We start from the raw sequence: 13,348 nt of genomic DNA, 5'->3' as shown, positions 1-13,348 counted from the left end.
CTCCTCCGTGTCCTGACTATGCCGCCAAGCCACCGTGCGACAGCACCGGCATGGTCATGCCATCGCGGCGATGTGCGCGGCAATCCTTGCCTGGTCGGCGTGGCAAACCTCGCCCGCCAGCCTTGCCATCGCGCCCGGCACGATCTCGTGCGCCAAAAGCCGGTCGGGGTCGACCGGACGCGGCATCGAGATCTGCCCGCGCGGCAGCCTCCTGAAGCCGAGCGGGCCGTAGTAGGGTTCGTCGCCGACCAGCATCACCGCCGGTGCGCCGGTCTTGGCGGCGGCTTCCAGCGCGATTGCCACCAGCTTGCGGCCGATGCCGAGATTTTTGAAGGCCGGCCGCACAGCGAGCGGCCCGAGCATCAGCGCGCGGCCGGCACCGGCGGCGATGCGCGTCATCCGTACCGAGGCGACGACGATTGCGCCATCGACAGCCACGAAGGACAAAGCCCGCTCATGCGGGCCACCTTGGCGGATCTTGTAGGCGGCGAGCACGAAACGGCCCGGCCCGAAGGCCTCGTCATTGATGGCTTCGATTTCAGGATCGTGCGCCGGAGTTTCCGGCAGGTATTTCACGTCGGCCAGGTATTTCAAGTCGGCAAGGCTCATGGTCTTTGCGTTCCGGTATGCGAGGGAAGGTTTGCTGCAAGCGGCAGCATTCGCCAGTCAGCGCTTCATCAAGCGCGGGCGCTCTTTCGTCGTCGGTCGAACCGGATCAGGGCAAAGTCGAACATGCGGATTGTCCGCTAGCACCAATTTTCAGCCGCCGCAATCGGCCGGCGCAGCCGACCGCACTCGACGACGCAGCCGTTGACGATCTGTTCAGCATCGGGGATTTCCGCGGCGCCGCTTGGTGCCCTACATCGGGTAGGAACGCGAAAGGATATTGCATGGGATTGCTAGTCGAAGGCCAATGGCAGGACCGCCGGTACGATAGCGGGGAGAGCGGCGGCAAATTCGTGCGCGCGCAGTCGCAGTGGCGCGACTGGGTGACCCGCGACGGCGCGCCGGCCGAAGGGCGAAAACGCGGCTTCAAGGCCGAGCCCGGTCGCTACCACCTCTATGTCTCGCTCGCCTGCCCGTGGGCGCATCGGACGTTGATCTTTCGCGTGCTCAAAAAACTCGAGGACGTGATTTCCGTCTCGGTCGTCCATCATTTCATGGGCGGCGACGGCTGGACGTTCCTGGCCGAGGACGGCGCCACCGGCGACACGCTCTACGGCCTCGATTTCCTGCACCAGATCTACACCAGGGCCGATCCCGGCTATTCGGGCCGGGTCACCGTTCCCGTGCTGTGGGACAAACGCGAGCAGACCATCGTCTCCAACGAATCCTCCGAGATCATCCGGATGCTCAATTCGGCCTTCGACGAATGGGGCGATGCCAAGCTCGATTTTTATCCGCAACCGTTGCGCGGCGAGATCGATGCGATCAATGCGCTGGTCTATCCCGCGGTCAACAACGGCGTCTACCGTGCCGGCTTCGCCACTACGCAGGCGGCCTACGAGGAGGCGTTCGGCGAATTGTTCTCGACGCTCGACATGCTGGAAAACCGTCTGTCAAGGCAGCGCTATCTCGTCGACAGCCGCATCACCGAGGCGGACTGGCGGCTGTTCACGACGCTGGTCCGCTTCGACCCGGTCTATGTCGGCCATTTCAAGTGCAATCTGCGCCGCATCGCCGACTATCCGAACCTGTCGAATTACCTGCGCGATCTCTACCAGGTGCCGGGCGTCGCCGGCACGGTGAATTTGCACCACATCAAGTCGCATTATTACGGCAGCCACGAGACGATCAACCCGACACGCATCGTGCCGGTCGGGCCTGAGCTCGACTATGGCGCGCTGCATGACCGCGACAGGTTCAGGAAGGCGGCGTGATCTACCAGTAGGGCGATATCGCCGCGCCATCAAAAACCTCGGCAATCCGCCGCAAAGTTGCCGGTGTCGTGCCCACCGGCAAGCGGTCGAGCGAGAAGAAGCCGGCTTCGGCGATCTCGCGGTCGGGCAGCTTAGGGCTTGGCTGGTCGAACTCCTCGACCAGATAGAGGCCGACATGGTCGCGGCGGCTGGCGCGGCGGTTGAAATGCAGGGATTTCAGCACCGGCGGTCCGGTCAGCGCGATGTTGCCTTCCTCGAAGACTTCGCGTGTCAGCGCTTCGATCATCGTCTCGCCCAACTCGACGCCACCGCCGGGCAGGTGCCAGCCCGGGACATAGGTGTGGCGGATGAGGAAGACCGAATTGGAGCGGCGGTCGTGGATCAAGCCGCGCACGCCGAGCGTCATCGGCCGCCGCAGTACGAAGTACAGGTGAAACAGCCTTGCCCTGAAGCCCGGCCAGCCGGTCTGACGCAGGGCTTGCTCCGGATCCGGCGTCGTCATCGTCCGCGAAACCGTGAGTGGAAAGCCGCGCGCGCCTCGCCTATGAAGAAAAGATGTTCAGGCTCGCGCATATTTCCGATGTCCATCTGGGGCCGCTTCCCGATGTAACCTATCGCGATCTCGCCTCCAAGCGCGTGGTCGGTTACGTCAATTGGCAGCGCAACCGCCGCCGCTACATGCACGATGCCGTCATCGACACGATCGTCGCCGACATGAAGGCCAGCGGGCCGGACCATCTCACCATCACCGGTGACCTGGTCAATCTGGCGCTCGACGGTGAGCTCGAGATGGCCAAGCACTGGCTGGAGACGCTGGGCTCGCCCAATGACGTGTCGGTCGTGCCGGGAAACCATGACGCCTATGTGCCGGGCGCCTTCGACAAGACCTGCCGGTCCTGGGCGGCGTGGATGACCGGCGACGGCGTCAATACGCCGGTCGACCGCAACACCTTTCCGTATCTGCGCGTGCGCGGCGATGTTGCGTTGATCGGCGTCTCCACGGCGCGCGCCACGGCTCCCTTCATGGCCAACGGCTTCTTTCTGGAAGGCCAGGCGGAAAGGCTGCGCGGCATCCTCGACGCCACGGGCAAGCAGGGCCTGTTCCGGGTGATCATGATCCACCACCCGCCGGTGCGCGGCGCCGTTTCGCAGAACAAGCGGCTGTTCGGCATCTCGCGCTTCCACAAGGTTCTTCACCGGCACGGCGCCGAGCTTGTGCTGCACGGCCATTCGCATGTGCCGTCGCTGTTCTTCATCGGCGCCCGCAAGATCAAAATTCCGGTGGTCGGGGTCGCCGCCGCGGGGCAGGCGCCCGGCAGTTCGCATGCGCCGGCGCAATACAATCTGCTCGACATCGACGGTGAAAAGGACAATTGGCGGATCAGGCTGACGCGCCGCGGCCTGACCGGGCCGGCATTGCCGCCCAGCGACCTGCAGACAATGGAGCTTGGCGTGGGGGCCGAGGCCACGCTTGCCGGGGCGCGGTGAACTCAGATGGGAGCGTCTCGCCGGTCGTCAGCCGCACTCTGCGACGCCAAGTGACATCACTTGGCTGCAAATGCTTTAAAAGCTGATTTTCATCGCGACGATGCGGTCCCAGAACAGCACGAGCGAAATCGCCAGGCCGACCAGGGCGCCGGCGGCGATCAGGCCGAGGCCCGAGAAGAACGCCGACCAGCCGTTGCTGCGCGCAGGGACATGCAGCGGCGGCTCAGCCTCCGCCACCAGGGCGCGTTTCAGGCCGGCGACGGCCTGCTCGATGCCGCCTTCCATCATCCTCTGGCGTTCGACGACGCGCTCGGCGACATAGCGCGTCACCTGATCGGCAACGACCTTCATCTCGGTCGACTCGGCGAGCACGACGCGGCCGATGCGCGTGTCCTTGAGAAAGCGGTAGGTGCGGCGGTCGCGTCCCATGGCGACATGGCTGACCGCGTCGATCCACAGCCGTGGTTGCAGGCCGGACGAGACGGCGAAGTCGAAACTGTCCATATCGGTGGGTACGTCGCCGAAGACCGGCGCGAGTTCGGCGGCAAGCAGATCGAGCCGCATGCGATGCGCTTCGCGCATCTCGACGACGACGTCATCGCGGTCGGCGAAGGCGTTCTTGACGTCGCGAATGGCATCGGACAGTTTTCGCGACTGATCGATCTGGGTGATGTTCTCGCCTGCGTCCTTCATCGGCGTTGCCTCGCGGGGTTTGGTTAACACCGAATTAACACAGCCGTCGCCAAAATGCACTTGCGAGATCGATGAGCGGGCAAGGGTTCGCTGGAGCAGCACCAGCGCCGCCGCCGTGCCTGCGCGAAGACCGATCAGCTCGCCGCAGCGGCGAATCCCGGACGAAGCCGCCTGCTGCGGCGTCGCATATTGCGACGGACGGCCTCGACGACCAGGCCGGGCGCTTCCTCGACCAGCATATGGCCGGCTTCCAGCACGTGGTGCAGATGAAAATGCTTCGGCACGCCGTCCGCCTGGCTGACGGGCAGCACCGCGTCGTCGGTTCCCCAAACCACCATGACCGGCATGTTCAGCGTTTCCAGCCGTTCGCGCTGAATGACGCCTTGCCGATCATCCCTGGTCATGGCGGCTGCGAACTCGACAAGTGTCCGCGACTGGCCGGGACGCCGGCGCATCTCGTTGACGAGATCGACCCTATGCTGCAAGGGCCGGCTTTGCGGTCCCGACATGGCGGCAAGACAGGCGCGGATTTCATCCATGCCGGCAGCGGCGGCGTAGCGACGCAGCAGCGGACCATTGATCTCAGGACCAAAACCGCCCGGCGACAGCAGCGTCAGCGAGGCCATCTTTTCAGGCTCGCTCAATGCCATCAGGGCGGCCACGGCGCCGCCCATCGAATGACCGACGAGATGAGCCCGCTTTATCCCGCGAGCGGAAAGATCGGCAAGGACGGCACTGGCTGCAATCCTGGCCGGACCGCCGCCCGGAAAATCGAGCGACAGCCCATGTCCCGGCAGATCATAGGCCAGGGTCCGCGCGCCGGGCGCCAGAGACTCGGCCACGTCGCGCCAGTCGTCGTGGCAGCCACCGAAACCATGCAGGAAGGCGATCGTTGTCGGGCCGGTGCCCCGTTCGGCAGCGTAAAGGGATGGGGTCATGCAAACTTTATGGCTTGGTGCCGGGATCAGTCAGGATGCCGGGGGCGGTCTTATGCGGATCAGTCTTTGCGGGAGGTCAGACTTATGCGGAGATCAGTCTTATGCGGGATCAGACCTATGTGGGATCAGATTGGCCGGTTCAAATTGTGTCTGAATTGCGCTTTGGCCGTCCGGATGGCCAGTAAAATCTTCGCGATCACCTGACGTCGTGCACGCGCCGGGAGACGTCAGCTGGCGCCGCCAAGGCCGGCGGCGCGCAGGGCTTCCACCAGCCGGTTGGTCAGATCGGCGGGATATCTTCGTTCGACGAAAGTTGCGCGCGGATCGGCTGCGAATTTCGGGAATTTGGCGGTCAGTTCCTGCAGCAGCCTGCTCGCCAGCTTCTCGCGGCCGGCAGCCTTGGCGCCGATCAGCCGCGCCGCCAGATAATGCGATTTCATTTCCGTCGTTCGCAAGCCGTCGCTGGCGAGCGTGGCCTTGTGAATGTCGCCCATCATGAACTCTCCGGCGAACAGCCCGTAATCCCACCATGTCGGATGGGCGCTGGCGATGTCCACCGCGTGAGCGATGATCGGGGTGCCCTCGCTGTACCTGCCGGCGAAAACCAGCCCGTAGCCATAGGCGGCGGCCATTGCGAGATCGTAGGGATTGAGCTCGTAGGCCTTGCGCATCCAGCGGATCGATTCCGCGGAATCGCCCATGCGCGAATTGAGATAACCAAGGGCGCGGTGCGCGTAGGGGCTGGTCGGGCCCATCTGGATGGCGCGATGGGCAAACGTCATCGCTTTGTCGATCGTCGCGTCGGCGGGGTAGGGATAGTGGTCGGTGACCGCTTCGAGATGCAAGGAAGCGAGTTCCGAATAGACGAGCGACGACTTCGCCTCCCGGTTGGCAAGATCTTCGAGGCAGCGGTAAGCGGCTCCGTGCGTCTGGGCGTTCTGGTCGAGATAATATTTGCCGTTGAGCACCAGACACGCCGTCAGCCCGGTCTGGATGCCGCTCTGCTCGATGTAGTTGTAGATCGTGCCCGAGGCAGGAAGAGCCGAGCTCAAAATGCCGGAGATCTGGTCCTCGATGGCGGTGTTCGCGCTGTCGCCGGCGGTCAGGTTGCGTGAGAGCAGCACGCGGCCGGTCGCCACGCTTTGCAGCTCGAGCATGATGTCGCCGCTACGCGGCCCGGGCAGGACATCGAATACGAAGCTGGCGGCGTCGGTTACTGGATCGGGCGGGCTGTCGGCATCACGGCCGATGAAATTGATGGTATCGAAGCCGCTGAGGCCGGCGCGCAGCGATGCGGCGACACGGCGAGCCAGGTCGCTGTCGGCCTTGATGGCGATGTAGACCTGGGGGAGGTTTTCAACCGGAGGCGCTGCTATGCTGCCGGTCGCCACAGCGGTCTCGACCGCCGTGTCGCCGCCGGTCAGCAATACCACGCTGCCCTGGCGAAGGATCAGCACACCCAGCATGAGAATGACCAGCGCGATCGCCAGCCAGAAGAACTGCAAATGCCGCTGCAGCGAAGGTGCAGCAGGGGCGACGGCTGGAACGCTCAGCAATGCAGCCGGATGTGCCCGGTTGCGGGCATCTTCCGGCGAGCCGAGCGGGGCGGTCGCCGCCTCCTCTGTCGCCGGCTGCGGCTTGCTCTCTGCCTCAGCCTCTGCCGGCAAGCGAATGGCGTTGAGCTCGTAGGACGGAACATAGCCGCCGCGCGGAATGGCGATGCGGACCGGTTCGGCAACGCCCTCATTGGCGAAATACTGCTGCAGAAGCTCGCGCAGCCTGCCGGCCTGCACCCGCACCACCGCATCGGTCGACGGGTCGAAATCGCCGTCCTTGCCGAAAACGTCCATCGCTATGGAGAAGCCCTTGAGCCTATCGGCTTCGCCTGCCTGCTCGCGCTCGACGAGGTAGCGGAGCAGCTTGCGCGCGCGCTCGGATCGTCCGAACGTTTCGCTGGCAAGCAATCGCTCCAACGTTTCGCGCACTGCGGGGGCGGCAGGCGTGGTATGCTGCAAGTGTCGATCCCTTCGAATTCGGCACAGGTTGAGGTACAATCATATCGCGCTGGCGCCGCCATACAAGCATCTGCTTATGGTGCGATAGCGTACCCACCGGATAAAATTTCCGGTGGGCTGATGCGCGGGCCTGGCGGTCTCGGCTAGCCGCCCTTTCGGCCGACGATGCGGTTGGCCGCCGAAACCACGGCTTCGAGCGAGGCGGCGACGATGTTGGTGTTGATGCCGGCGCCGAACAGCTTGCCGCCCGGATGTTCCATCTCGACATAGGAAATGGCCGAGGCATTCGAGCCGCGCTGCATGGAATGCTCGGAATAATCCAGCACCGACATCGGCACCCCGACATGGCGCGACAGCGCATCGACGAAGCCGTCGATCGGGCCGGTGCCGGTGCCTGATATGGTCACCTCCTTGCCTTTGTCGAGGATCACCGCTTCGACCACGCGCCGGCCCTTGACCTCGGTGTCGGGATAGGTGTGGTGGTCGAGGAACTTCAGCCGCGCGCCGGGCTGGTCGACATAGGTGTCGAGGAAGCGCTCGTAGATGCGCCTGGCCGGCACCTCCTTGCCTTCGGCGTCGGTGATCGCCTGGATGGCCTGGCTGAACTCGATCTGCAGGTTGCGCGGCAGGTTGAGGCCGTAATCCGCATGCAGCACATAGGCGATGCCGCCCTTGCCGGACTGCGAGTTGATGCGGATGATGGCTTCATAGCTGCGGCCGACATCGGCCGGGTCGATCGGCAGATAGGGCACCTCCCAATGCGGCGTGTTGGCCTTGCGCAGCGCCTTCATGCCCTTGTTGATAGCGTCCTGGTGCGAGCCGGAAAAGGCGGTGTAGACGAGCTCGCCGACATAGGGATGGCGCTCGGGGATCTTCAGCTGGTTGGAGTATTCGTAGACGTCCTTCATGCGGTTGATGTCGGAGCAGTCGAGCCCGGGATCGACGCCTTGCGTGTACATGTTGAGCGCCAGCGTCACGATGTCGACATTGCCGGTGCGCTCGCCGTTGCCGAACAGCGTGCCTTCGACGCGGTCGGCGCCCGCCATCAGGCCGAGTTCGGTGGTGGCGATGCCGGTGCCGCGGTCATTGTGCGGATGCAGCGAGATCAACAGGTTCTCGCGGTTGTCGAGATTGCGGCACATCCATTCGATGCGGTCGGCATAGATGTTGGGCGTCGACATCTCGACCGTGGAGGGCAGGTTGATGATCAGCTTGTTCTCCGCCGTCGGCTTGACGATCTCGGTGACGGCGTTGCAGATCTCCAGCGCCACTTCGAGCTCGGTGCCGGTAAAGCTCTCCGGCGAATATTCGAAACGGTAGCCGCCGCCGGCCTTGGCCGCCATGTCGGTGATCATCTTGGCCGCGTCGGTGGCGATGCGCTTGATGCCGGCGACGTCCTTCTCGAAGACGACGCGGCGCTGCAGCTCGCTGGTCGAGTTGTAGAAATGGACGATCGGATTGGTGGCGCCCTTCAGCGCCTCGAAAGTGCGGGTGATCAGTTCGGGCCGGCACTGCACCAGCACCTGCAGCGAGACGTCGGCGGGCACGTTGCCTTGTTCGATGCACCAGCGGGCGAAATCGAAGTCGGTCTGCGAGGCCGACGGGAAGCCGATCTCGATCTCCTTGAAGCCCATGTCGAGCAGCAGGGCGAACATGCGCGCCTTGCGTTCCTGGCCCATCGGATCGATCAGCGCCTGGTTGCCGTCGCGCAGGTCGACCGAGCACCAGATCGGCGCCTTGTCGATCACTTTCGAAGGCCAGGTGCGATCGGCAAGACCGACGGTCGGATAGGGCTGGTACTTGCGGGCAGCGTCCGGCATGCCCCTCGCGGGCTTGGCGGTTTCCTCTACATTCAGACGGATATCTTCTCGTGCGTTCATCGTCTTTTCTCCCGGCGGCTCGCGGATCCAGCTTCAGGCGGATTGGTGGCGAGCGGCGCCTTTACCAGAATTTCGTTCGCTTGATGTGACGTGCCAATTTTGTGACTGGCCAAGGAGCGTGCGCGTGAGCGGCGAATTCGACCGCCGGGCGCTCCTTCAGCGAACCCGGCGATCGCCGATAAGGCCGAGAAGCAGCAGGGTGGAGGCAAGCGCGCGGACGGTCTGGCCGGCAATGCCGGTCGGACGAGACGCAAAAGAGGTGGCGCGCGGGCTCATGGCGGATTTCATACAGGAGCGGGCAAAGCGAGGCAAGTGGGGGCCTCGCTGTCGCAGAAGCTGCCGATCCAGCCTCAAGACCGGGGTTCCGCGCCGTCGCGAAATGGGAGGGAGGTGGTCGCCCACGGGTCTTGCCTTCGGCAAGCCCGAAGACAGGCTCCGCGGCCGGAGAGGGGGCCTTCGTAGGGCGCAGTCCCCTCTCCGTCTCGGCTTCGCCGAGCCACCTATCCCGATTTTTCCTGATTACAGCAACTTTGTTCTTGCTTTGTGCCGGCAGCTATGCTACTAACTTGGGTATGGTGCTGACTGGCGCCGAGGACCCGCTGTCGAGGCGGGTTTTTTATTTCACGGTTTTGGCGTCACCTTTCGCGGACCCAGCCGCTCACCTGATCCAGTTGCTCTTCCCCGAGCCCGGCAAATGCGCCAGAGTCGATTGTCGGCGGGGTGCGATGGCTCGCCGCCGGGAGGGATCGTCCATGAACTTCGTGTTCTTCTCGCCGCATTTTCCAGCCAATGGCGCCGATTTCTGCGACCGGCTGAAGAAGGCCGGCGCCACCGTGCTCGGCATTGGCGACGCCCCGTTCGATGCGCTGGACGGCAAATTGAAGGCAGCCCTTTCGGAATATTACCGCATCGACGACATGGAGGAGTACGATCCGGTGTTCCGGGCGATCGGCCATTTCATCCACAAATGGGGCCGCGTCGACCGGTTCGAATCGCTCAACGAGCATTGGCTGGAGCTGGAAGCCAATATCCGCACCGACTTCAACATCTTCGGCACCAAGCTCGACTTCGTCAAGAATTTGAAACGCAAGAGCCGCATGCGGGCGTTCTTCCGCAAGAGCGGCGTCGAAACCATCCCGCAACGCAAATGCTCCGACCGCGCCGGCGCCATGACCTTCATCCGACGTGTCGGCTATCCCGTGGTGGTGAAGCCGGATTCGGGCTCCGGCGCCTCGAACACTTTCAAAATCTCCAACACCGGCGAACTCGACAGCTTCTTCAGGGACAAGCCGGAAGGCGTCAGCTTCGTCATGGAGCAATTCATCGAAGGGCTGGTGGTGACCTATGACGGGCTGGTCAACCGCGACGGCGAGGTGGTGCTGGCCGCCAGCCACCGCTACGACCAGAGCGTCATGGAGGTGGTCAACCGCGACCGCCATATGAGCTATGTCTGTTTTCCCGAGATCAGCCGGGCGGTCGAGGAGGCCGGCAGGAAAATCCTCAAGGCGTTCGACGTGCGCGAACGCTTCTTCCACATCGAGCTGTTCGAAACCAGGGACGACCGGGTCATCGCGCTGGAGGTCAACATGCGGCCGCCTGGCGCCTGGATGACCGATGCCATCAATTACACCTTCGATATCGATGTCTATGCCGCATGGGCCGACATGGTGGTCAAGGACGCCGCCGGCGGCCCTTACAGGGGCAAGTATTTCACCGCCTATGCCAGCCGCAAGCGGCACCTCAACTATGTGCACAGCCACGCCGACGTGCTGGCCGCCCATGGCGACATGATCGTCCATCATCACGCCATCGAGGAGGTTTTCAGCCGCGCCATGGGAAACTACGCCTATCAGCTGCGCTCCACCGACCCGAAGGCGCTGCGCCGGGCGGTCGTCTACATCCATGCGGAAAAGGCGTGAGGCGATGGACGTTTCCTACCACAAGGGTTTTGGCCGCAACCTCGGCCGCGACATGGAATACAAGCGCTACGGTCATGCCGGCCGACCCGTGGTTGTGTTCCCGACTTCGCAAGGGCGGTTCTACCAGTTCGAGGATTCCGGCGCCGTCTCGGCTCTCGCCGAGTTCGTCGACACCGGTCGCATCCAGTTGTTCACGCTGGACGGCATCGATGCGGAATCCTTCTTCGACCGCCATGCCGAGCCGGCCCATCGCATCGCCCGACATGAAGCGTATTTCCGCTATGTGCGCGAGGAGGCGCTGCCGGAACTCCTGTCTGTCGCAGCCGAGGCCAATGGCGGGCGTACGCTGAAGCCGCTGTTTTGCGGCTGCTCGATGGGCGGCTACCATTCGTCGAATTTCGTCTTCCGCTTTCCGGAACTGGCCAGCGGCGTCATCGCGCTGTCGGGGGTTTACTCCACCCACGATTTCTTCGGCAGCGCGCTCGACGGACAGATTTTCTTCAACTCGCCGCTCGACTACCTGCGGGGTATCGTCGATCCGGGGCTGCTTGTCAGGCTGAAGGCGCTGCGGCTGATCTTCTGCTGCGGGCAGGGTGCCTGGGAGGAACGGATGCTTGCCGATACGCAGGCGCTGGAACAGATCCTGCGTGACAAGTCGATTCCGGCCTGGGTCGACTACTGGGGCGGCGATGCCGCCCATGACTGGCCGTGGTGGCACAAGCAACTGGTCTATTTCTTCGCCCGCTGGCTGGACGACGATCTGATGCACCGGCTGGATTAGATTACCGTAGACTCACAAGCGCAGCCACAGTCGCCTTGAGAAGATGTCGTTCAGCACGCGGCGATCATCCACACGCGGCACGCCTGGCGGCTTGTTGGGCAGGAGCGGCTCGATCACGCCACTCGAAGTCGGGCAGGTCGCATCGGCTCATGCCGACGCTGAATCGGCTCGGACGCCACAAGAGAAGCCTCGAATGGCAATCCGCGCAAATTTGCGCTACGAGGCAGGTGCCAGCGTGACGGAATTGGTAAACGTATCACCACAGTGATCCTGAGCCTCTTGGTTCAGGTGCGGGTTCGATCCCTGCCGCTGGCGACGCCCCGCTTTACGAGTTCACGACCTATTGCATGTCGATATCTAGGTGATGCGGCCTGCAAATGGACTTCCCTTCAGCCTGATTTAAAAACATGACTATACTTATCATCTTTTAGTGGAAACGCCGGGCCGGCTGTGGCATTCCGGCGTGGCGAGGACGCCGTATGGCGATCTCGAATTCAACGGCATCGAAAGGCTGAGCGATGGAGCAATTGAGTGCGCAAACCCGGATCAGCGGTGCCGCCATCCGGTCGGTGATGGACAGGCTGCGCGCCGAGCACGGCGAATCCGAGATCGATACCGGCCTTGCCGATCATTGGGAATTTCGCACGCACTACGGCTCGTTGAAAGCGGCGCTCGGTGACGACAACGTGCTGATCCGCGTCGCGGCCGAGGATGAAACCTGCCTGTCCTACATGAAGATGGCGGTCGCCGGCCATTTCTCGCAACATCTCGGCACGACCAGGGGCATCGCTTGGCAGGGCGACGGCAGCGATGCCGGCACGCCGGTGTTCTTCCGCGAGATCACGGTGCTGTCCTCGACGCGGATTTCTCCGCATATGCAGCGCGTCCGCTTCACCGGCAACGATCTCGGCCGCTTTGGCCGTGGCGGCCTGCATGTGCGGCTGCTGCTGCCGCCGCGCGGCAGGCTGCCGGTGTGGCCGTCGATGGGCGCCGACGGCCTGATGGTCTGGCCGTCGGGCGAGGACGCGCTCGTCGTGCGGGTCTACACGATCCGGGCGCTGGACGCCGCAAGCGGCTGGCTGGATGTCGATTTCGTCCTCCACCCCGGTATGGATACGCCGGCGGCCGCTTTCGCCGAAAAGGCAGTTGCCGGCGAGATCATCGGCATGATCGGACCGGGCGGAGGCGGCGTGCCCGAGGCGCAAAACCTGCTGCTGCTCGGCGACGACACCGCGCTTCCGGCGATCGGCAGGATCCTGGAGCAGCTTTCGCCGTCAACCCGCGCCGAAGCGTTCATCGAGGTCAATGGTCCCGACGACCGGATGCCGCTGGCCGCGGGCGAGACCGTTGCCGTCACCTGGCTCTATCGGCATGGGCGCGAGGCCGGCACAGCCAGGCTGTTACCGGGGGTGCTGCAGCAGCGGAACCGCACCGCCCTTATCGACAATCTCTATGTCTGGGGCGGATGCGAGTTCGGTGATTTCCGCGAGATCCGCAGGATCGTCCGCAAGGAATGGGGCGTGCCGCGCGACCGGCACCTGGTCACCGCCTACTGGCGCCGCGGGACGCAAGCGGCGGACGGCGGCGAAGAATAGTGCACCGCCCCTCGGGGGCAGAGGATCGCATATGGATTCTTGCGAAGAAGACCCCCACCCCTACCCCTCCCCACTGTTTGGACTGGGGACATCGCGAACAGATGTGCGAGGACATCGCGAACAGTTTTGCGCTTTTGCGCGAGGGGGTTCGGGATGCCA

General features: G+C 63.8%; 11 protein-coding genes, 1 tRNA gene and 1 pseudogene. 6 read left to right on the top strand and 7 right to left on the bottom strand.

Annotated elements, in window-relative coordinates; genetic code table 11:
• Positions 1–54: 54 nt before the first annotated feature.
• On the bottom strand, positions 55–609 hold the full coding sequence (locus NKJ55_RS29230; RefSeq protein WP_352452911.1) for a GNAT family N-acetyltransferase: 555 nt from the start codon (positions 607–609) through the stop codon (positions 55–57).
• A gap of 281 nt (positions 610–890) precedes the next feature.
• On the opposite strand from NKJ55_RS29230, the gene NKJ55_RS29225 reads away from it, so the two are divergent.
• Positions 891–1,880, top strand: a complete 990-nt coding sequence (locus NKJ55_RS29225; protein WP_352452910.1) for a glutathione S-transferase family protein — start codon at positions 891–893, stop codon at positions 1,878–1,880.
• 1 nt (position 1,881) lies between these two features.
• Here NKJ55_RS29225 and NKJ55_RS29220 read toward each other — a convergent pair whose 3' ends face one another.
• Positions 1,882–2,382 (bottom strand): NUDIX domain-containing protein, encoded by a 501-nt coding sequence (locus NKJ55_RS29220; protein ID WP_352452909.1) that lies wholly within the window; start codon positions 2,380–2,382, stop codon positions 1,882–1,884.
• Between the two features lie 53 nt (positions 2,383–2,435).
• On the opposite strand from NKJ55_RS29220, the gene NKJ55_RS29215 reads away from it, so the two are divergent.
• On the top strand, positions 2,436–3,368 hold the full coding sequence (locus NKJ55_RS29215; protein ID WP_352452937.1) for a metallophosphoesterase family protein: 933 nt from the start codon (positions 2,436–2,438) through the stop codon (positions 3,366–3,368).
• 75 nt (positions 3,369–3,443) lie between these two features.
• Here the strand turns inward: NKJ55_RS29215 and NKJ55_RS29210 are convergent, their stop codons facing one another.
• The 4 genes from NKJ55_RS29210 to leuA form a co-directional block, all read right to left on the bottom strand.
• Positions 3,444–4,061 (bottom strand): hypothetical protein, encoded by a 618-nt coding sequence (locus tag NKJ55_RS29210; RefSeq protein WP_352452908.1) that lies wholly within the window; start codon positions 4,059–4,061, stop codon positions 3,444–3,446.
• 134 nt (positions 4,062–4,195) lie between these two features.
• Complete coding sequence (locus tag NKJ55_RS29205; RefSeq protein ID WP_352452907.1) at positions 4,196–4,999, bottom strand: alpha/beta fold hydrolase; 804 nt, start codon at positions 4,997–4,999, stop codon at positions 4,196–4,198.
• A gap of 227 nt (positions 5,000–5,226) precedes the next feature.
• Complete coding sequence (locus tag NKJ55_RS29200) at positions 5,227–7,014, bottom strand: tetratricopeptide repeat protein (RefSeq protein ID WP_352452906.1); 1,788 nt, start codon at positions 7,012–7,014, stop codon at positions 5,227–5,229.
• A gap of 143 nt (positions 7,015–7,157) precedes the next feature.
• Positions 7,158–8,894, bottom strand: coding sequence for a 2-isopropylmalate synthase (gene leuA / locus NKJ55_RS29195; RefSeq protein ID WP_352452905.1), 1,737 nt, complete (start codon positions 8,892–8,894; stop codon positions 7,158–7,160).
• A gap of 752 nt (positions 8,895–9,646) precedes the next feature.
• Here leuA and NKJ55_RS29190 point away from each other — a divergent pair.
• Positions 9,647–10,813, top strand: coding sequence for an ATP-grasp domain-containing protein (locus NKJ55_RS29190; RefSeq protein ID WP_352452904.1), 1,167 nt, complete (start codon positions 9,647–9,649; stop codon positions 10,811–10,813).
• Positions 10,814–10,817: 4 nt separating this feature from the next.
• The gene (locus NKJ55_RS29185; protein WP_352452903.1) at positions 10,818–11,594 is read left to right on the top strand and encodes an esterase family protein; all 777 of its coding nucleotides are present in this window, start codon (positions 10,818–10,820) and stop codon (positions 11,592–11,594) included.
• 33 nt (positions 11,595–11,627) lie between these two features.
• Here the strand turns inward: NKJ55_RS29185 and NKJ55_RS29180 are convergent.
• Positions 11,628–11,745: pseudogene (locus NKJ55_RS29180) on the bottom strand (IS5/IS1182 family transposase); the annotation flags it as partial.
• 78 nt (positions 11,746–11,823) lie between these two features.
• Between NKJ55_RS29180 and NKJ55_RS29175 the strand changes: the two are divergent.
• A tRNA-OTHER gene (locus tag NKJ55_RS29175) sits at positions 11,824–11,909 on the top strand.
• A gap of 203 nt (positions 11,910–12,112) precedes the next feature.
• Complete coding sequence (locus NKJ55_RS29170; protein ID WP_352452902.1) at positions 12,113–13,189, top strand: siderophore-interacting protein; 1,077 nt, start codon at positions 12,113–12,115, stop codon at positions 13,187–13,189.
• Positions 13,190–13,348 lie beyond the last annotated feature (159 nt).

The organism is Mesorhizobium sp. M0106 (genome assembly GCF_040322715.1).
GTDB lineage: Bacteria > Pseudomonadota > Alphaproteobacteria > Rhizobiales > Rhizobiaceae > Mesorhizobium.
Note: the sequence above shows the minus strand (reverse complement) of the source record. Positions and strands in the feature narration are given on the sequence as shown.